Here is a 20,096-nt window from a genome sequence, read left to right as displayed (position 1 = left end):
CCCGGACCGCCGCGGGGTCGAGCGCGGCGGCATAGTCCTTCGCATGGGCCAACGCCCCCGCCGTCGCCGGATCGCCCGGGTCGCTGGCGATCAGCACGGACAGCAGCGTGGCGACATCGCGGACGCTGTGCGCCATCGGCCCGGCGGTGTCCTGGCTGTGGCTGATCGGCACGATATGGGTGCGCGGGACCAGGCCGATGCTGGGCTTCAGCCCGACCAGCCCCGTCATCGACGACGGGCAGATGATCGACCCGTTGGTTTCGCTGCCGATGGCGGCAGGGGCGAAACCGGCGGCAACGGCGGCGCCCGACCCGCTGGACGACCCGCAGGTCGTGCGATCGAGCGCATAGGGATTGCGGGTGAGGCCGCCGACCGCGCTCCACCCGCTCAGCGACCGTTCGGACCGGAAATTCGCCCATTCGGACAGGTTGGTCTTGCCCAGGATGATCGCGCCTTTCGCCTTGAGCGCCGCGGCGACGGGGGAATCCCGGTCGGGATCGTTGCGCGCCAGCGCCAGCGAGCCGGCGGTGGTCGGCATCCCCGCCGCTTCGATATTGTCCTTGAGCAGGATCGGGATGCCATGCAGCGGCCCGCGTAGCCGGCCTGCCCTGCGCTCCGCGTCCATCGTGCGCGCCTCGGCCAGGGCATGGGGATTGAGCGCGATGATGCTGTTGAGCCGCGGCCCCCTGCGGTCATAGGCGGCGATGCGCTTCAGATAGGCGCGCACCGCTTTCACGCTGCTGGTACGCCCGGCGGCCAGATCGGCCGAGAGGGAGACGATCGTCGCGTCCTCCACACCCTGCGCCCCTGCGGGCGCGGCCAGCAGCAGGGCCACCACGGCGATCGTCCATCGCTTCATCGCGGATATGTCCCGTCCATATGCTCCAGGCTCTGGACGATCAGCGCCTCCATCACCGCCATGTCGATGTCGGAAAGGCGCTTCACATAGAGGCAGCCCTTGCCCCGGCGATGGCGGCCGAGGCCAGGCAGCTCGCCCTCCCCCAGCCCGGACAGGTAGAAGACCAGTTCCGCCTTGCGCGGCGAAAAGGCGATGCGCGGCGCGTCTCCTTCCCGCCCGCTGTCATAGCGATAATGATAGCGGCCGAAGCCGATGATCGACGGTCCCCAGAGGCGCGGCGGCTCGCCCGACAGGCGCGCCATCAGCGCGGCGACGACACGGCCGTCGTCCCTGCGTTCGGCCGGCTCCACGGCGGCGAGGAACGCCTCCACATCGGCCTGCGTCTCCGCGGTCTTGTTGCCGGCCTTCCCCATGGCTTGCCATTCCTCTTGCCCTGTCCTACAGGCTAGCGCGTCATCTGGGGAGTAGCCAGCCGTTCGCGCCGCGCGAACGGGCCATGCGTCAACATATTCGGCCGAGAGGCCGTGGCTCATGGGATTCGGAAGGGGCGGAGCGCCCCTTTTCCGCATCGGGCGAGACCAATGGCATCGCATCCTCCTCGTCCGGCCGGGCGGGAGGAGGCGGTGGCATTGCGTCTTCAACCCTTCGCCCGGCCCCGGACAAGTCGATGGAAGCGCTCCTCACCTCCACCGCGCTGGTCGCGCTCGCCGAAATGGGCGACAAGACGCAGCTGCTCGCCATGCTGCTCGCCACCCGGTTCCGCCGGCCTATACCCATCATCCTGGGCATATTGTTCGCGACGCTCGCCAATCATTTCCTCGCCGCGCTGGTCGGCCATTCGATCGCCGGCGTGCTGACGCAGCCCTGGTTCCGCTATGCCGTGGCGGCCAGTTTCGTCGCCATGGCCGCCTGGACGCTGATCCCCGACAAGATCGACGCGGACGAGCCGCTGAAGGCGCCGTCGAAGGCCGGTGTGTTCGCAACGACGCTGATCGCCTTCTTCCTGGTGGAGATGGGGGACAAGACCCAGGTGGCGACCGTCGCGCTGGGCGCCCGGTTCGACAATGTCTTCGCCGTGACGGCAGGCACCACGCTGGGTATGATGATCGCCAATGTGCCCGCCGTGCTGTTCGGGGAAGCACTGGCGAAGAAGGTGCCGATGCGCGCGCTCCAGGTCGGCGCCGCGCTGCTGTTCCTGGGCCTTGGCCTCTGGATGATGGCAGACCTGCTGGGTTGGATCGGCTGAAAAAGGGAACGGGCAAGGACGCGGGCGGTTGTCACCGGGCGGCGGCTGTTGCAAGGGAGGGCGCAGAGTCATCCTCTTTCAAGACAGGCATGGGCGCGTGATGAAGGACAGTCTGGTTACGGTGTTCGGCGGCGGCGGCTTCCTCGGCCGGCAGGTCGCGCAGGCGTTGATGGCGCAGGGCGCGCGGGTGCGCGTGGCGCAGCGCGACATCGCCACGGCGCTTCGGGTCAAACCGCTCGGCGGCCTTGGCCAGACGCAGTTCGTCGCGGCCGACATCACCAAGCCGGAAAGCGTCGCCCGTGCGGTGGCGGGCAGCGACGTGGTCATCAACCTCGTCGGCGTGCTGGCCGGTGACTTCGACGCGATCCATCATCGCGGCGCCGCCAATGTCGCGCAGGCGGCTGCGGCAGCAGGCGTCGGGGCGCTGGTGCATGTCTCCGCGATCGGCGCCGATCCGGAAAGTCCGTCGGCCTATGGCCGGTCCAAGGCGGCGGGCGAGGCGGCCACAAAGGCGGCCTTTCCCAGCGCGACCATCATCCGCCCGTCGATCGTCTTCGGGCCGGAGGACCAGTTCCTCAACCGCTTCGCCGAGATCATCAGCATGGCCCCCGTCATTCCCGTGATCGGCGGCGCCACGCGCTTCCAGCCGGTCTATGTCAAGGACGTGGCCCATGCGATCGCCAACGCGGCGGAGGCGCCGGCCGTGCACGGCGGCCGGACCTATGAGCTGGGCGGTCCGCAGGTGATGACCATGAAGGAAATCAACGGCTGGATCGCACGGGCGATCGGGCGCGAGCGGTCGCTGGTGGACGTGCCGCACGGCCTGGCCTCGCTGCTGGCGATGCTGCCGGGCGGACCGATCACGCGCGATCAGCTGGCGATGCTCGGCCGCGACAATGTCGTGTCGGCCGGGGCCGACGGCCTCGCCGCGCTGGGTGTCACGCCGACTCCGATGGCGGCCGTCGCGGAGAACTGGCTTGTGCGCTACCGCAGGCATGGCCGTTTCGCCGGGCGGGTAAAGGCCTGACCCCGGCGACGGGGCGAAGCGTTGCCGCGACCGGGCGACGGCCACGGATTTGCACAGCGCCTTCGCAGCTGCAATATCAGGAAACTCTTTCACCCTCTCCCGCCTGCGGGAGAGGGTTTTCCATGCCGATCGGGGATGAGACGCACCCATGGACATGCATATTCTGACCGTCATCCTTCTGGGTATCGTGGAGGGGCTGACGGAGTTCCTGCCGGTCTCCTCGACCGGGCATCTGATCCTGGCGAGCGAGCTGCTGGGCTATGACGCGGCGACCTGGGCGATGTTCAACGTCGTCATCCAGCTCGGCGCGATCCTGGCGGTGGTGGTGCTCTACTGGCGCACCTTCTGGGCGGTGGCGATGGGACTGCTGCGGCGCGAGCCGGCAAGCTGGCGATTCCTGCGCAACCTCGTCATCGCGTTCATTCCCGCCGCCGTCATCGGCCTCGCCGTGCATGACTATGTCGAAATGCTGCTCGGCGCGCCGATGGTGGTCGCGGTCGCGCTGGTGGTGGGCGGCGTCGCCATATTGCTGATCGAACGGATGGCGAAGGACAACCGCTATCATGGTATCGCCGACATACCCCTGCCGCAGGTGATCGGCATCGGCCTGATCCAGTGCATCGCGATGATCCCGGGTGTCAGCCGGTCGGGCGCCACCATCATGGGCGCATTGACCCTGGGGGTCGAGCGGCGCACCGCCGCCGAGTTCAGCTTCTTCCTCGCCATTCCCACCATGCTCGGGGCCAGCACTCTCGAACTGCTCAAAAACGGGGACCGGATCACCAGCGCCGATGTCGGCTGGGGCAGCATCGCGCTGGGCTTCCTGGTGTCCTTCATCGTCGCCGTCATCGTCATCCGCTGGTTCGTCGGACTGGTGTCGCGGCGGGGCTTCATTCCCTTCGCCTGGTACCGAATCGCGGCGGGGATCGGCGCGATCCTGTGGCTTTCGCTGAGATAGGTCCGAATTGGTACAATCCTTTGAAAGATTATTACAGAGAGGCGCTGCGGAGAACGGATTTTCCCGAAATTTAAGTCAATATTACTGACCTATATGCCAGAATCCGCGTGACTCCGCGGGTTTTTCTGCTATCGCGCCCGTGAACTGAAACGAGGGCGCGACATGGGCGACAATCCGATGCTGAAATTCGTGGGAACGGGCCAGGCCTATCCCGAGAAGCGGCCGGCGGACGATCGGGCGGACGATTTCCTGGAGATCAGCCGCAGCTTCATCCTCGACAAGGCGGAGGAGCAGGCGTCGCGCTGCTCGCAATGCGGCGTGCCCTATTGCTCGACCCACTGCCCGCTGCACAATCATATCCCCGACTGGCTGCGCCTGACGGCCGAGGGACGGCTGCGCGAAGCCTATGAGCTCAGCAACCTCACCAGCACCATGCCGGAAATCTGCGGCCGCATCTGCCCGCAGGACCGGCTGTGCGAGGGCAATTGCGTCATCGAATTTTCCGGCCATGGCGCCGTCACCATCGGCAGCGTCGAAAAGTTCATCACCGATACCGCCTGGAAGGAGGGCTGGGTCGAACCGCTGGTCCCCGGCGCGCCGCTCGGCCAGTCGGTCGGCGTCATCGGGGCCGGCCCGGCCGGCCTCACCACCGCGGAATATCTGCGCGTCGCGGGCTATGAGGTGCATGTCTACGACCGGCACGACCGCGCCGGCGGGCTGCTGACATACGGCATCCCCGGCTTCAAGCTGGAGAAGGACGTGGTGATGCGCCGTGTCCAGCGGCTGAAGGATGGCGGCATCGTCTTCCACGAGAGCTTCGAGGTCGGCCGTGATGCGACGCTGGAGGAACTGCGCCAGAAGCATGACGCGATCCTGATCGCGACCGGCGTCTACAAGCCGCGCGACATCCGGGCGCCTGGTGTCGGCGCGCCTGGTGTGGTCAAGGCGCTCGACTTCCTGACCGCCTCCAACAAGGCGGGCTTCGGCGACGCCGTGCCTAGCCATGAGGACGGATCGCTCCACGCCAATGGCAAGAAGGTGGTCGTGATCGGCGGCGGCGACACCGCGATGGATTGCGTGCGCACCGCCGTGCGGCAGGGCGCGACCTCCGTCCAGTGCCTCTATCGCCGCGACCGGGAGAATATGCCCGGCTCGCAGCGCGAAGTGCAGAATGCCGAGGAGGAGGGCGTCGAGTTCGTCTGGCTCTCCGCGCCCATCGCCTTCGAAGGGACCGAGCATGTGACCGGCGTCAAGGTGACCCGGATGCGCCTCGGCCAGCCCGACGCCTCCGGCCGCCGCGCACCCGAGCCCGATCCGGGCAGCGAGTTCAGTCTCGAGGCGGACCTCGTCATCAAGGCGCTGGGCTATGATCCGGAAGAGCTGCCGAAGCTGTTCGGCGCGGAGGACCTGTCCGTCACCCGCTGGGGCACGCTGCGCGTCGACCACAAGACGATGATGACCAGCATGGACGGCGTGTTCGCGGCAGGCGACATCGTGCGCGGCGCGAGCCTGGTCGTCTGGGCCATCCGCGACGGCCGCGACGTGACCGAGCATATGCACCGCTACCTGCGCGCCAAGGCGAAGGCGGCGGCGGGTGAGAGGGTTGCGGCGTGATGCGTACTGTCCTCCTCTCCCTGCTCATGCTGTCGGCTCCAATCGCTGCGCATGCTCAATCGGCGGCCACCCCTTCAGCTGAAACGGCGGACCCTGCGCTGCTGGCGAAGGCTCAGCCGATCGCAGCCATCATCCTTCCCAACGGTACCATGGAAAAGATGATGGGACCGATGATGCAGAAGATGATCGGCCCCATGATGGACAGCATGACAAAGATGCCGATCCGTGAGTTTCTGAAAATGGGCGGCCTCGATCCGGAGCAGGTAGAAAACCTCGGCGATGGCACGATCGAGGAAATGATGGCGATCATCGACCCCAATTTCCGCAAGCGGATGGATGTTATCGTAAACAACATGATGCCCGCCATGGGTCGTTTCATGGGACGCTATGAGCCGGACATGCGGGAAGGCATGGCGGAGGCCTTCGCCTATCGCTACAACGCCTCCGAATTGGAGCAAATCAGCGGCTTTCTGAGAACACCCACTGGTGCCAAATTCGGCGCGGGATTTATGGAGCTGGCTGCCGACCCGCATTATATCGCCCGGATGCAGAAGATCATGCCTGAGATGATGCAGGCGATGCCGGAGATCATGAAATCCTCCGCTGCTGAACTGGCCAAGCTGCCCAAGCCGCGAACCTATGACGACCTCACTAAGGCCGAACGCGACCGCCTAGCCGCATTGTTTAAGGCGGACGCCAAGAAGGCCCACTGATAATCGCGCCGGTCCCGCCGGCGCCATGTGGAATGACAGCAGCCGTGCCGGAAAACGGGCGGCCACATTCAAGGGTAAGTCATCATGACCGACACCAATTTCATGGCCAGCCCCGAAGAGCGCGCACGGATCGCAGCCGAGGGCATGTACCACCCGGACCTCGAATCCGACGCCTGCGGCGTGGGTCTGGTCGCCGCCACCGATGGCCGCCCCTCGCGCCGCGTCGTCGCCTCCGCGATCGACGCGCTGAAAGCCGTGTGGCATCGCGGCGCGGTGGACGCGGACGGCAAGACCGGCGACGGCGCGGGCATCCATGTCGACCTGCCGGTGCGCTTTTTCGATGACGCCATCGCCGATGGCGGTCACAAGCCGCTGCCCAACCGCCTGGCCGTGGGCATGGTCTTCCTGCCGCGCACCGACCTTTCGGCGCAGGAAACCTGCCGCACGATCGTCGAGTCCGAGATCATCGAGGCGGGCTACACCATCTATGGCTGGCGGCAGGTGCCGGTCGACGTGTCCGTGATCGGCGAAAAGGCGCAGCGCACCCGTCCGGAGATCGAGCAGATCATGATCGCCGGTCCGATGCCGGAGGAACGCGACGTCGCCGAGTTCGAGAAGGATCTCTACCTCATCCGCCGCCGGATCGAGAAGAAGGTGATCGCGGCGCAGATCCAGGACTTCTACGTCTGCTCGCTGTCCTGCCGCTCGATCATCTACAAGGGGCTGTTCCTCGCCGAATCGCTGTCGGTCTTCTACCCGGACCTGCAGGACGAACGGTTCGAGAGCCGCGTCGCCATCTTCCACCAGCGCTATTCGACCAACACCTTCCCGCAATGGTGGCTGGCCCAGCCGTTCCGCACGCTCGCCCACAATGGCGAGATCAACACGATCCGCGGCAACAAGAACTGGATGAAGAGCCACGAGATCAAGATGGCCGCGCTGGCCTTCGGCGAGCAGTCGGAGGACATCAAGCCGGTGATCCCGGCGGGCGCGTCCGACACCGCCGCATTGGACGCCGTGTTCGAGGCGATCTGCCGCGCCGGGCGGGACGCGCCGACGGCCAAGCTGATGCTGGTGCCGGAGGCATGGCAGGCGGACAGCGCGGAGCTGCCCAGGGCGCATGCCGACATGTACGAATATCTCGCCTCCGTCATGGAGCCGTGGGATGGGCCGGCGGCGCTGGCCATGACCGACGGCCGCTGGGTCGTCGCGGGCGTGGACCGCAACGCGCTGCGGCCGCTGCGCTACACGCTGACGGGCGACAATCTGCTGATCGTCGGATCGGAAACCGGCATGGTCGTGGTGCCCGAGACGACGGTCGTGAAGAAGGGCCGGATGGGCCCGGGGCAGATGATCGCCGTCGACCTGCTGGAAGGAGAAATCTACGACGACCGTTCGATCAAGGACCGGATCGCGGCGGAACGCCCCTATGGCGATCTGATCAAGGACTTCCTGACCGTCGACGACCTGCCCCAGGCCGACAGCGCGCTGCCCGGCTGGGACAAGGCGGAGCTGACGCGGCGCCAGGTGGCGGCGAACATGACGCTGGAGGACATGGAGCTGATCCTGAGCCCCATGGTCGAGGATGCGAAGGAGGCGGTCGGCTCCATGGGAGACGACACGCCGCTCGCCGTCATCTCCGACAAGCCGCGCACGATCAGCCACTTCTTCCGCCAGAATTTCAGCCAGGTCACCAACCCGCCGATCGACAGCCTGCGCGAACGGCATGTGATGAGCCTCAAGACGCGCTTCTCCAACCTCCACAACATCCTGGAGGAAGGGGCGCAGAACAGCCATGTGCTGGTGCTGGATTCGCCGGTCGTGACCAGCGCCGAATGGGCGCGGCTCAAGGCCAGCTTCGGCAAGGCGGTGGCGGAGATCGACTGCACCTTCCCGTCGAGCGGGGGGCAGGAGCAGCTGCGCGCGGCGATCGCCCGCATCCGCGAGGAGGCCGAGCAGGCGGTGCGCGAGGGGCGGACCGAAATCTTCCTGACCGACGAGCAGATCGGGCCGGACCGGGTCGCCATCGCCGGCGTGCTCGCGGCGGCGGCGGTGCATACCCATCTGGTGCGCAAGGGGCTGCGTTCCTATGCGTCGATCAACATCCGCGCGGTCGAGGCGCTCGACACCCATTATTTCGCGGTGCTGATCGGCGTGGGCGCGACCACGGTCAACGCCTATCTGGCCGAGGCGAGCATCGCCGACCGCCATGCGCGCGGCCTGTTCGGTGCCCTGAGCCTCGACCAGTGCATCGAGCGCTACCGCACCGCGATCAATGAGGGCCTGCTGAAGATCATGTCCAAGATGGGCATCGCGGTCATCAGTTCCTATCGCGGCGGCTATAATTTCGAAGCGGTCGGCCTGTCCCGCGCGCTGGTGAACGACCTGTTCCCCGGCATGCCGGCGAAGATTTCGGGCGAAGGCTATGCCTCGCTGCACTATTCCGCGATGCTGCGGCACGAAAAGGCGTTCGACAGCGCCGTGGTGCGGCTGCCCGTCGGCGGCTTCTACCGCCAGCGCAACGGCGGCGAGAGCCATGCCTATTCCGCGCAGCTGATGCACCTGCTGCAGACGGCGGTCGCGACCGACAGCTATTCGACCTATCTGCAATTCTCGCGCGGGGTGCGCGACCTGCCGCCGGTCTATCTGCGCGATCTGATGGAATTCAACTTCGCGCGCGAAGCCGTGCCGATCGACGAGGTGGAGGCCACCACGGAGATCCGCAAGCGCTTCGTGACGCCCGGCATGTCGCTGGGCGCGCTCTCGCCGGAGGCGCATGAGACGCTGGCGATCGCGATGAACCGCATCGGTGCCAAGGCGGTGTCGGGTGAGGGCGGCGAGGATGCGACTCGTTTCAAGCCCTATGAGAATGGCGACAACGCCAATTCGGTGATCAAGCAGATCGCGTCGGGCCGCTTCGGCGTCCATGCCGAATATCTGGGCAGCGCCGAGGAGATCGAGATCAAGGTCGCGCAGGGCGCCAAGCCCGGCGAGGGCGGCCAGCTGCCCGGCTTCAAGGTCACGGAGTTCATCGCCAGGCTGCGCCACTCGACGCCCGGCGTGACGCTGATCTCGCCGCCGCCGCATCATGACATCTACTCGATCGAGGATTTGGCGCAGCTCATCTACGACTGCAAGATGATCAACCCCCGCGCGCGGGTGTGCGTGAAGCTGGTGAGCCAGGCCGGCATCGGCACCGTCGCGGCGGGCGTGGCGAAGGCGCATGCCGACGTCATCCTGGTCGCCGGCCATGTCGGCGGCACCGGCGCCTCGCCCCAGACCAGCATCAAATATGCCGGCACGCCCTGGGAAATGGGCCTTTCCGAAACCAACCAGGTGCTGACCCTCAACGGCCTGCGCCACCGGGTGAAGCTGCGCACCGACGGCGGCCTCAAGACCGGGCGCGACATCGTCATCGCCGCGATCCTGGGCGCGGAGGAATATGGCATCGGCACGCTCTCGCTCGTCGCCATGGGCTGCATCATGGTGCGCCAGTGCCACAGCAACACCTGCCCCGTGGGCGTGTGCGTGCAGGACGAAAAGCTGCGCGCCAAGTTCACCGGCACGCCGGAAAAGGTCATCAACCTCATGACCTTCATCGCCGAGGAAGTGCGCGAGATCCTGGCGCGGCTGGGCTATCGCAGCCTGGACGAGGTGATCGGGCGCACGGAGCTGCTGAAGCAGGTCAATCGCGGCGCCGAGCATCTCGACGATCTCGACCTCAACCCCATCCTCGCCAAGGTGGACGCGCCAGACGAACTGCGCCGCTTCGCGCTGGAAGGCCGCAATCCGGTGCCCGACAGCCTCGACGCGCAGATGATGAAGGACGCGCGCGCCGTGTTCGAGCGCGGCGAGAAGATGCAGCTGACCTATACCGTGCGCAACACCCACCGCGCGGTCGGCACGCGGCTGTCGGCGATGATCACCGAAAAGTTCGGCATGTCGACGCTGGCGGACGGGCACCTGACCGTGCGGCTGCGCGGCAGCGCCGGCCAGTCGCTGGGCGCCTTCCTCTGCAAGGGCATCACCTTGGAGGTATTCGGCGATGCCAACGATTATGTCGGCAAGGGGCTGTCGGGCGGCATCATCAAGGTGCGGACCACCGTGTCGAGCCCGCTCAGCAGCAAGGACAACACGATCATCGGCAACACTGTCCTCTACGGCGCGACCAGCGGCAAGCTGTTCGCGGCGGGCCAGGCGGGCGAGCGCTTCGCCGTGCGCAATTCGGGCGCGCAGGTCGTGGTCGAAGGCTGCGGCGCGAACGGCTGCGAATATATGACCGGCGGCACGGCCGTGATCCTGGGCAAGACCGGCGCCAATTTCGGCGCGGGCATGACCGGCGGCATGGCCTTCATCCTGGACGAGGACGGCAGCTTCCCGACCCGAGCCAATCCCGAGAGCATCGTCTGGCAGCGACTGGAAAGCGCCCATTGGGAGGCGGAGCTCAAGGCGCTGATCGCCCAGCATGCGGTGGCGACCGACAGCCGCTGGTCCAACAGCATCCTCGATGACTGGGACCGCTGGCGGCGCTACTTCTGGCAGGTCTGCCCGAAGGAGATGGTGAACCGCCTCGCCCATCCGCTGAGCGACGCTCCGGCGCAGGTCGTGGCGGCGGAATAAGCCGGGTCAGCGCGACTGCGGCGGCACGGTCGCGACCACGGGCGGCGGCGCCTGTGCAGCCGCAACCGGCAGGCTCGCCGGCCGGACCGTCGCCGCGTCGCCCATCGCGAACCGCTCGACCGGTGAGGGAAGCTGGTGCGCGGGGGAAGGCGGCGGCGGATCGGCCGGAATGAAGAGCGGCGTATCCTCGGCCGCTAGGTAGCGCCGCACCTCCGGGTCGCGGCTGCCGTCGATCATCCCGTCAGCGTCCATCCCGGCCAGTTCCGCATCCCGGCGCCGTTCCGCCAGGGTCGGGCCACAGCCGGTGCATCGGATCTCCACCGGGCCCTGCTGATCCCCGGTATCGGCGGCAAAGGCGAACGCACCCGAGCCTTCGTCCGATGCATCGGCCCATTCCTCCGAGGAAACGACGCTCTTCTGCGGGCTGGTGGCAAAGACCCCCAGCCCGAACCCGCCTATGATCGCCGATGCCGTCATGGCCGCGCTTGCCAGCCAGAAACGCGTGGACATCTGCCCTTGCCCTCTCCTTCGCCTTGCGCGCTTTTCCCTCGAACCGGCAATCTCAACGCGCATGACGATCGGTTGTTGCATGGGGGGAAAGCCTTTGCTAAGGGCCAGCGCCTACCAGGGTCCGGCGCCGCCGGTTCCCCTTGAAATGTGCGGTCGTGGCGGAACTGGTAGACGCGCAACGTTGAGGTCGTTGTGGCCGAAAGGCCGTGGAAGTTCGAGTCTTCTCGACCGCACCAAACAGCCCGAATGATAGCCGATTTTCGCCTGCGGGCAATCAACCCCCGCTCGCCAGCCAGCGCGCGCAGTCGGGTCCGAGTTCGGCGAGGGCGCGGCGCTCATAGGCGGCGATGTCGGCGACGCTCAGCACCTCCTGCCAGCGGCCGTTCACCCCCTTGTGGATGAAGCCCCGCGCTCCGCCGTCCAGCCAGACGCCACCCATCGGCACGGCTTGCCCGGCATGGCGTTTCATCCATTCGAAGCCGCTATGCTCGACGACGGCGTCCCATCGCGCCGGATCGATCGCGATGCCAAGGAAGTCGGCGATGCGGCGGATCTGGCCCGGCAGGTCGCGCTTCAGGTCCGCATGGTGCAGCATCAGCACATTGGGCTCGCGCCGCACGCCCCACCAACTGCGGACATTGTCCCAGAAGGGCCAGAAGGGCGCGCCGTCGCCCTCCAGCCAGGTGCGGAAATAGGCGCGGATGTCGGGATCGGCGGGCGGCACCGGTGGCCCGACCCGACCGGGCGTATCATTGACCAGCTCGTACCAGAGCGCGTTCGCCCGGCTGTGATGGTTGTGATAGCTCCACACCACGTCGCGCCCGTCCCGCGCGCAATAGATGTAGCGCAGGCGCGCATCGAAGGTGAGCGCGTCGACCGGCAGATGCGACTTGAGGAACCGCCGATGCGTCTGCGCCTCGACCTGGGCCAGGCGCTCCGCCTTGGTGGGGATGCGCAGATCGATCCATGGCGACAGCGCGTTGACGTTGACAGTGGGATCGCCGCCGAAAAGCAGCTGGCCGACGATCTGCTGCGTCCAGGTGGTGCCGGACTTGCCATAGGTGGCGATCACGATGTCGTCCGCGCGCAAGCGCAGATCGGCCCAGATGGTCGAATCCAGATGATGGTTGCGGATGATCCGGCGGGGGGCGAGCATGTCGGAAGGCATGGATCCGGTCTTTGCGCGATCAGGCGATGCTGTGGGCGAACGCCAGCCAGGCGGAACTGCGCCAGACGAAGATCGGGCCGACGGTCGTCATGAGGACGAACAGGCCGCCCCACAGCGTCGCGGGATGGATGCGGCGCAGGCTTGCGACGTCCCAGGCGGCAAGCGCCAGCGTATAGAGATTGGGGATCACCAGCAGGCCCAGGAAGGGCGGAATGAAGACGATCCGCCCGAAGGCGGCCGAAAGCATCGCCGCCATGCCGAGCACCATCAGGCGCTTGTGGGCGGCGGGACGGTGACGCAGCGCGAGCGCCATCAGGAACAGCACGGTAAAGCCGAGCACGCTGGCGAGCGGCATGGCAAGCCACATATGGGGATCGAGCATGGGAGGGCCGGAACGACGCGCGACCTGCGCCAGCGCCGTCGCGATGCCGAGCGGGATCATCGTCAGCACGATCAGCAGCCCGGTCGTGCCGGTCGCGCGGTGCAGATCGCGCCGACCGGCGGCGACGAACGCCACCTGCGCCATGAACAGGGCGATCCACGCGCTGAAGACGATTCCGTGCAGATGCACCAGCGGCGTCGCCGGCTGGAGCGTCGCGGGCGGCGGCAGCACGGAACGAAGATAATAGCTGGGCGCAAAGCCGGTCAGCACCGCCAGGACCATGCTGCCGGACAGCAGCAGGAAGAAGCGGCGTTCGCCGGAAAGCGGCCGGTGCAGGGGCGCGGTCATGTCCATCGGATGGGCCTTTCGAGTTCGGTCGCCCCCAGATGGCGCGGAGCCGGCAAGCGCCGAAAGGATGCACAACCGATCTTTGGCCGATGGCTTGCCGACCGATTGCCGAGGAGGGGGTTTTCGAGACGCGCATGGCTGGAAAAGCACTGGGGACCTGATAGGTCAGGGGGTCGGCGACGGGAGGGAAAGAGGTGACGCAGACCGGACAGATCGAGCTGGCGCGGGCGCGGGTCTTTCAGCTCGGCTGCCTGCTGGTGCAGCCGCCGCTGCGCCAGATCACCGATCCCGACGGGGAAAGCGAGACGGTCGAACCCCGCGTGCTGCAGGTGCTGATCGCACTCTCCAGGGCCCCGGGCACGGTGGTGTCGCGCGACGACCTGATCGCTTCCTGCTGGGGCGGGCGGATCGTGGGGGACGATGCGATCAATCGCGTGATCGGACAGGCGCGTCGGATCGCGGAAGGGATCGGACGGAGCAGTTTCCGCATCGAGACGGTGGCGCGTGTCGGCTACCGGCTGCTGGAGGACGCGCCGCATTCCGCGGTGCCGGCGACCGGACCTGCCGAGGCCCCCGCGAACCCGCGTCTCGACCGGCGCATGCTGATGGGCGGCATCGGCGCCGGAGCGCTCCTGCTGGCAGCTGGCGGCGCCTTCCTGGCGATGCGGGGGCGCAGCGACGGGCCGCCCGCCGCTATCGCCCCGCTCCTTGCCCAGGCGGCGACGGCGGTTCAGCAGGGCACGGCCGAAGGCGCCGATCAGGCGATCGGCCTGCTGCGCCGGGCGGTGGAGCAGTGCCCCGATTGCGCCGACGCCTGGGGCATGCTGGCGCTGACCTACGCCGTGACGGCCCAGGGCCGCTCCGGGGCGCTGCGAGAGAATCTGCGGTCGCGCGCGCAGGAGGCGGGAAAGCGAGCGGAAGACCTGCAGCCGGGCAATGTCCACGCGGTGCTCGCCACCGCGCAGCTCATTCCGCAGTTCGGCAACTGGGGGCGGATCGAGAACCGTTTGCGGCGCGCGCAGGCCGGTGCGCCGGACCATCAGCCGCTCCTGATGGCGCTCGGCACCCTGATGGGCAGCGTCGGACGATGCCGGGAGGGCGGGGAGCTGATCGAGCGCGCCGTCAAGGTCGGACCGCCCAGCCCGGCGCTGGCGCAGTTCGAGATCGAAGCGCTCTGGTCGGCGGGCCGCAGCGACGAGGCCGACCGGGCGGCGACCCAGGCCTTCGCGACCTACCCAAGCCATTTCGGCGTCTGGTTCGCGCGCCTGCACCTGCTGCTCGCGAGCGGGCGGGCGCGGGAAGCGCTCTCGCAGATCGACGATCCCGACACGCGGCCGGCGATCGTCGCGCCGGAAGACTTCCCGATGCTCGCGCAGGTCGCCCGCGCCGCGCTCTCGCGCGCGGACAGCGATATCGACCGCGCGGTGGAAATGGTCGTGGCGGCGGCAAGGCGGGGCGCCGGCTATGCCGAAACCGGCATCCAATATGCCGCACTGCTCGGCCGCGCCGACGCGGCCTTCGCCATTGCCGACGCCTATTATTTCGACCGCGGGTTCACCGTCGCCGACCGCCGTTTCACCGATCGCCAGCGCACCGCCACGCAGCGGGAGGAGCGCCGCACGCGCTTCCTGTTCTTCCCGACCGCCGCCGCGATCCGTGGCGACCCGCGCTTCGCCGGCCTGGTCGAGGGCGTGGGCCTCAGCCGATACTGGCGCGAGACGAACACCCGTCCCGACTATTGGAGGGCGCGCGCCCTGCCCGCCTAGAGCATTTCCGAAGCGGACAGCCTCGTCCGCTGGCTCGGAAACTGCGGAAAATAAAAGAACCTATGGCATGATCTAGCGCCGCGCCTCGAAGATCGAGATGCGGCGCGGCTGCCTCGGCGCCACCGCCACGCCCAGCTCGCGCTGGAGCATCGTCACCATCCAGGCGCGATGGCGCGCGAGGAAATCGGAGAAGCCGTCGGGCCGGGCCGGGTCGAATACCGGCACCTGCCAGTCCGCCGGCGGCTCCACATAGGGCACGACCGGCCGCCCGATCCCGTCCTCGGGCAGGTCGACATGGGCGCCCAGATAGCTGTTGTCCCTGAACCGGATGAAGCTGGCGGGCGAAAAGCCGGCCTTGATCAGATAGTCGGGACCGCTGCGGCCGCTTTCGCTGCCATAGCGCGCCGTGCCCGCCACCTTGAAGACATTGCCGACGAACCGGACGTCGCGCGCCCAGCCCTGCCATTCGGTCGCGACCACCATCTGGACGTCCATCGCCGCGCCCACATGGATGACGTTCCGTTCCACCAGCGCATCGGACACATTGCCCGACAGCTGGAAGATCCGCGTGCCGTCATTGCGGCTGACGTTGAACCGCGCCACCGTACCGCGATTGCCCAGATTGTCCTTGTCGTTGGGCTGGGGCGAACAGATCAGCAGGAAGCCGCCGGCATTGTCGTGGCTGTAATTATAGAGGAAGGTCGTCCGCCGCGAATTGAAGTCGGAATCGAACCCCTGCCCGTCATAGCGGGTGACAGTATAGGCCGCCTCGTTGAGCTGGATCAGGCTGTTGTCGGTGCTCCACTGCCAGATCCCGGCATTGTAGCCGGGCGCGCGGCTGCCGGCATAGCGCACGATATTGTGCTCGATCAGCGCGCCGTCGGTCCCGCGCGGGACGATGCCGTCGCCGCCGACATCCTCCACCAGATTGTCGCGGATCACGACCCCTTCGCTGGGAAACCAGTTGAGGAACGTCACCCGGTCGCTGATCCCCGCAATGCCCGACCGGTCCACCCGCCAGACGATGTTCCTTTCGATGGCGAGGTCCTGGAAGCGGGTGGCGAGGCGCTGGCCGACGGCGCGGAACACGATGCCGCCATTGTCCTTGCGGCTGTTGATGCCCCGCACGTCATGGATGTACATGTCGCTGATGCGGATGTCCCGCGTGACGCCCCGGTCCTCCGCCGACACCAGCACTCCATAGCGCGGCGCCGGGGACGGCGCGTCGTTCGTCACCTCCAACCCGCTCACCGTCACATATTCGGCGTTGATCACGCCGACGGCATGGGGGGACACGCCGCCCGCATCGATCCGCGGCCGCTGCGCGCCGTCCGTAGCGCCGATCACGATCGGTGCGCCCGCGCGGCCCGACCGGGTGATGGTGAGCGGCTCCTTCCACACCGATCCGGCGGTCAGCAGCACCCGATCGCCGGGCCGAAGCGGAAAGCCGTTGACCCGCGCCAGCGACCGCCACGGCCGGTCCGGCGCGGTGCCGCTGGCGTGATCGTCGCCCAGCGTGGAATCGACATAATAGGTTTCGGCATGGGCCGTCGCGGCGAGGCCCGACGAGAACATAAGGAAAGGGACGAAGAATGTCCGAAACCAGGGCAACAACGCGTAATCTCTCCCAAGACGATAGAAGGCAGCATGCGCCCCCGGCCCTGAATAGCCGCTGAAGGGAGCGGGAGCCAGGGACGCGAAGGATGCCGCAGGCCCCCGACCTGCCCCTTTTCACTCGCGCCGCCCGCTCCTAGAAGGGCGGGGATGCAGAGCGAAAGGACGCCCATGGACATACTCGTTTCCACCGACTGGCTGGAAGGCGCACTGGGCGCGCCCGACCTGCGCATCGTCGACGCCACCTTCTTCCTGCCCGGCACGGGCCGCGACGCCTGCGCGGAATTCGAAGCGGCGCATATCCCCGGCGCGGTCTTCATGGACATCGACACCCTCGCCGATCCGGACCATTCCGCGCCCGGCATGGTGCCGCCCGACGCGATGATGACGCAGCGCGCGCAGGCGCTGGGGCTGGACACCGACAGCCGCATCGTCGTCTATGACAACAGCCCGGTGCGCAGCGCCGCGCGCGGCTGGTGGATGCTGCGCCTGTTCGGCGTGGGCGCGGCCGTCGCGATCCTCGACGGCGGCCTGCCGAAATGGCTGGCGGAAGGGCGTCCGACGCAGGCCGGATCGCTCTTCCCCCCGCCCGGCAACGCCATCGCCCGGCAACAGCCCGGCGCAGTGCGCAGCAAGGCCGACATCCTCGCCAATCTCGACAGCGGCGCGGAACAGCTGATCGACGCGCGCGGCAAGGGCCGCTTCACCGGCGAGGAGAAGGAGCCGCGCCCCGGCATGGCGTCGGGCCATATCCCCGGCTCGCTCAACCTCCCCTATTCCGCGCTGTTCAACCCGGACAACAGCATGAAGTCGGGCGAGGAGCTGCGCCGCCTGTTCACGGACGCGGGACTCGATCTCGACCGGCCGGTCGTCACCACCTGCGGCAGCGGCGTCACCGCGGCGATCCTGCTCGCCGGGCTGGAGACGCTCGGCAAGACCGACGTCACGCTCTATGACGGCAGCTGGTCCGAATGGGGCTTCGATCCCGCCACGCCCAAGGCGACCGGCGAAGCATGAGCGACGACGGCACCGACCCGAAGGACGATCGCCGGCCGCTCACCCGGCTGGCGCAGGCCGGGCGCCGCCCCGAATGGACAGGGATGCCGGGCCAGCCGGGTGGGATCGTCAGCCCGCCGGTCTGGCGCGCCTCGACCATCCTCTATGACGACGTCGCCCATCTGCGAAAGGCCGCCGCCAGCAGCACCCACGAGCGCCTGTTCTACGGCCGCAAGGGCACGCCGACGGCCTGGAGCCTCGCCGACGCGCTCACCGAAATGGAGCCGGAAGCCGCCGGCACCATGCTCTATCCGTCGGGCGTCGCCGCGATCGGCTGCGCGCTGATGGCGGTGCTGAAACCGGGCGACCGGCTGTTGATGGTCGACAGCGCCTATGACCCGACCCGCAATTTCTGCGAGCAGGTGCTGCGTCCCTGGGGCGTGGAGACCGTCTATTACGACCCGACGATCGGCGAAGGCATCGCCGGCCTGATCTCGGACAACACCCGCGCCATCTTCCTCGAAAGCCCCGGCAGCCTGACCTTCGAGGTGCAGGACGTGCCCGCCATCACCGCCATCGCCCGCGACCGGGGCGTGACGACGCTGATCGACAACACCTGGGCGACGCCGCTCTACCTCCCCGCGCTCTCGCTGGGCGTCGACATCTCGATCCTCGCCTGCACCAAATATATCGTCGGCCACAGCGACGTGATGATGGGATCGGTCAGCGCGACCGAGGCCTGGTTTCCCCGGCTGCGCCAGACCGCCTATCTGTTCGGCCAGATGGTCAGCCCCGACGACGCCTGGCTCGCCGCGCGCGGGCTGCGGACGCTCGGCATCCGCCTCAGGCAGCATCAGGACAGCGCGCTCGCCATCGCGCGCTGGCTGGAGGAACAGCCGGAGGTCGCCCGCGTGCTGCACCCCGGCCTGCCCTCCAGCCCCGGCCACGCCCTGTGGCAGCGCGACTTCAGCGGCGCCACCGGCCTGTTCAGCTTCGTCCTGAAGGGCGGGGACGAGAAGGCCCGCGCCGCGCTGATCGACGGGCTCGCACATTTCGGCATCGGCTACAGCTGGGGGGGCTTCGAGAGCCTGGCCCTGCCGGTCGACCCGGCCCGCTACCGCAGCGCCACCCGCTGGGAAGCGGAAGGGCCTGCCGTCCGCCTCCATATCGGCCTGGAGGATCCCGCCGACCTCATCGCCGACCTGGACGCCGGCCTCGCCCGTTTCCGCGCCGCCGCCTGATCGCGGCATTTCAGGCCTTTTAGTAATATTGTTGCCCGTGCTCCTGAGAGCATGGGAAGAAGCGCGCTGTTCTTTGTTGCAGTCTAGCAACATTTCGGACGTAAAAGACATCATTGCGCAATAAATTCTTGTGCAGCGCAACGAGGCCGGGCATGGCCTCAACCGTTGAGGCAAGCCGGCCCATTCCTCCGAGCGGGGGGCCATAGAGGAGCGGCGCCTGAACGCAGGCGGGACGATCGCAGAACCATCAAGGGGATTATCATGCGTCAGTCCATTCTCGGCCTTTCGGCCCTCGCTCTTGCTGTCATGTCGGCACCTGCGCTCGCCCAGGACGAGCCCACCCCCGACCTCACCGTGACCGGCAGCGCGGCTCTCGTGACCGATTACCGCTTCCGCGGCATCTCGCAGACCGACAAGCGCTTCGCGGTGCAGGGCGGCCTCACCGTCACGCACAGCTCGGGCCTCTATGTCTCGGCCTGGGGCTCCTCGATCGACGATTATGTCGCGGCCGGCAGCGACCAGGAAATCGACCTGATCGGCGGCTATTCGAAGACCGTGGGCGCCGCCACCTTCGACGTCGGCGTGCTCTATTACTACTATCCCGGCTCGGGCGGCGCGCCGACCGACTTCATCGAGCCCTATGTCTCGGTGAAGGGCACCTTCGGCCCCGCCACGGCAAAGCTGACCGCCAACTATGCACCCAAGTCCGCCGCGCTGTCGGTCGGCAACGGCAAGGAGGACAATCTCTATCTCGCCGGCGACGTGTCCGCTTCCATCCCCAACACCCCGTTGGGCGTGTCGGGGCATCTGGGCCGCAGCTTCGGCCCCAGCTACCTGACCATCGGCAAGAATTACACCGACTGGAACCTGGGCGTCACCTACACCTGGAGCCACCTGACCTTCGGCGTCAGCTATGTGGACACCGCCCATTCGGTCTATAGCCCCAGCGGCCGCAACATCACCAAGGCCGGCGTGGTCGGGTCGATCACCGCCTCCTTCTGATCGGCGAAAGAGAAAAGGGGTCGCGACCGGTT

General features: G+C 67.5%; 16 protein-coding genes, 1 tRNA gene and 1 riboswitch. Of the genes, 11 read left to right on the top strand and 6 right to left on the bottom strand.

Annotated elements, in window-relative coordinates:
- Nucleotides 1-859 (bottom strand): amidase family protein (locus tag M529_RS31880; RefSeq protein ID WP_021317315.1); only part of this gene is annotated, 859 nt, incomplete at its 3' end.
- Nucleotides 856-1,272: a DUF1801 domain-containing protein gene (locus M529_RS31875; RefSeq protein WP_021317314.1), complete on the bottom strand. Its 417-nt coding sequence runs from the start codon at nucleotides 1,270-1,272 to the stop codon at nucleotides 856-858. The genes M529_RS31875 and M529_RS31880, both read right to left, overlap by 4 nt.
- A gap of 33 nt (nucleotides 1,273-1,305) precedes the next feature.
- A riboswitch (yybP-ykoY riboswitch) is annotated at nucleotides 1,306-1,429 on the top strand.
- 97 nt (nucleotides 1,430-1,526) lie between these two features.
- On the opposite strand from M529_RS31875, the gene M529_RS31870 reads away from it, so the two are divergent.
- The 6 genes from M529_RS31870 (at nucleotide 1,527) to gltB (ending at nucleotide 11,037) form a co-directional block, all read left to right on the top strand.
- Nucleotides 1,527-2,105: a TMEM165/GDT1 family protein gene (locus tag M529_RS31870; protein ID WP_021317313.1), complete on the top strand. Its 579-nt coding sequence runs from the start codon at nucleotides 1,527-1,529 to the stop codon at nucleotides 2,103-2,105.
- Between the two features lie 100 nt (nucleotides 2,106-2,205).
- The gene (locus M529_RS31865; RefSeq protein ID WP_021317312.1) at nucleotides 2,206-3,132 is read left to right on the top strand and encodes a complex I NDUFA9 subunit family protein; all 927 of its coding nucleotides are present in this window, start codon (nucleotides 2,206-2,208) and stop codon (nucleotides 3,130-3,132) included.
- A 148-nt stretch (nucleotides 3,133-3,280) separates the two neighbouring features.
- Nucleotides 3,281-4,090, top strand: coding sequence for an undecaprenyl-diphosphate phosphatase (locus M529_RS31860; RefSeq protein WP_021317311.1), 810 nt, complete (start codon nucleotides 3,281-3,283; stop codon nucleotides 4,088-4,090).
- 162 nt (nucleotides 4,091-4,252) lie between these two features.
- Nucleotides 4,253-5,704 (top strand): NAD(P)-dependent oxidoreductase, encoded by a 1,452-nt coding sequence (locus M529_RS31855; protein ID WP_021317310.1) that lies wholly within the window; start codon nucleotides 4,253-4,255, stop codon nucleotides 5,702-5,704.
- Complete coding sequence (locus tag M529_RS31850; protein ID WP_021317309.1) at nucleotides 5,704-6,417, top strand: DUF2059 domain-containing protein; 714 nt, start codon at nucleotides 5,704-5,706, stop codon at nucleotides 6,415-6,417. Before M529_RS31855 ends, M529_RS31850 begins: the two co-directional genes overlap by 1 nt.
- An 84-nt stretch (nucleotides 6,418-6,501) precedes the next feature.
- Nucleotides 6,502-11,037 carry a glutamate synthase large subunit gene (gene gltB, locus M529_RS31845; protein WP_021317308.1) on the top strand — a complete coding sequence of 1,512 codons (4,536 nt, stop codon included), beginning with the start codon at nucleotides 6,502-6,504 and terminating at the stop codon, nucleotides 11,035-11,037.
- Between the two features lie 6 nt (nucleotides 11,038-11,043).
- Here gltB and M529_RS31840 read toward each other — a convergent pair whose 3' ends face one another.
- Nucleotides 11,044-11,547: a hypothetical protein gene (locus M529_RS31840; protein WP_021317307.1), complete on the bottom strand. Its 504-nt coding sequence runs from the start codon at nucleotides 11,545-11,547 to the stop codon at nucleotides 11,044-11,046.
- A gap of 149 nt (nucleotides 11,548-11,696) precedes the next feature.
- On the opposite strand from M529_RS31840, the gene M529_RS31835 reads away from it, so the two are divergent.
- Nucleotides 11,697-11,783: transfer RNA gene (locus tag M529_RS31835), tRNA-Leu, on the top strand.
- A 38-nt stretch (nucleotides 11,784-11,821) separates the two neighbouring features.
- On the opposite strand, the gene M529_RS31830 is transcribed toward M529_RS31835, so the two are convergent.
- A complete protein-coding gene (locus M529_RS31830; protein ID WP_201766335.1) occupies nucleotides 11,822-12,703 on the bottom strand; it encodes a sulfotransferase domain-containing protein in 882 nt (293 codons plus the stop codon).
- A gap of 31 nt (nucleotides 12,704-12,734) precedes the next feature.
- Nucleotides 12,735-13,445, bottom strand: coding sequence for a hypothetical protein (locus tag M529_RS31825; protein ID WP_152522553.1), 711 nt, complete (start codon nucleotides 13,443-13,445; stop codon nucleotides 12,735-12,737).
- 194 nt (nucleotides 13,446-13,639) lie between these two features.
- Between M529_RS31825 and M529_RS47675 the strand changes: the two genes are divergently transcribed.
- Entirely contained in the window at nucleotides 13,640-15,211 is a 1,572-nt protein-coding gene (locus M529_RS47675; RefSeq protein WP_021317304.1) for a winged helix-turn-helix domain-containing protein, read from the top strand.
- A gap of 72 nt (nucleotides 15,212-15,283) precedes the next feature.
- Here M529_RS47675 and M529_RS31815 read toward each other — a convergent pair whose 3' ends face one another.
- Entirely contained in the window at nucleotides 15,284-16,786 is a 1,503-nt protein-coding gene (locus tag M529_RS31815) for a right-handed parallel beta-helix repeat-containing protein (protein ID WP_021317303.1), read from the bottom strand.
- Between the two features lie 210 nt (nucleotides 16,787-16,996).
- Between M529_RS31815 and sseA the strand changes: the two genes are divergently transcribed.
- The 3 genes from sseA (at nucleotide 16,997) to M529_RS31800 (ending at nucleotide 20,064) form a co-directional block, all read left to right on the top strand.
- Nucleotides 16,997-17,842, top strand: a complete 846-nt coding sequence (gene sseA / locus M529_RS31810) for a 3-mercaptopyruvate sulfurtransferase (RefSeq protein ID WP_021317302.1) — start codon at nucleotides 16,997-16,999, stop codon at nucleotides 17,840-17,842.
- Nucleotides 17,839-19,062, top strand: coding sequence for a cystathionine beta-lyase (gene metC / locus M529_RS31805; protein ID WP_021317301.1), 1,224 nt, complete (start codon nucleotides 17,839-17,841; stop codon nucleotides 19,060-19,062). The genes sseA and metC overlap by 4 nt, the downstream gene beginning before the upstream one ends.
- A 261-nt stretch (nucleotides 19,063-19,323) precedes the next feature.
- The gene (locus tag M529_RS31800; protein ID WP_021317300.1) at nucleotides 19,324-20,064 is read left to right on the top strand and encodes a TorF family putative porin; all 741 of its coding nucleotides are present in this window, start codon (nucleotides 19,324-19,326) and stop codon (nucleotides 20,062-20,064) included.
- Nucleotides 20,065-20,096: the final 32 nt, after the last annotated feature.

The organism is Sphingobium ummariense RL-3, from assembly GCF_000447205.1.
In the GTDB taxonomy this organism is placed as follows: domain Bacteria; phylum Pseudomonadota; class Alphaproteobacteria; order Sphingomonadales; family Sphingomonadaceae; genus Sphingobium; species Sphingobium ummariense.
This window is presented reverse-complemented; position numbering and strand designations above follow the sequence as displayed.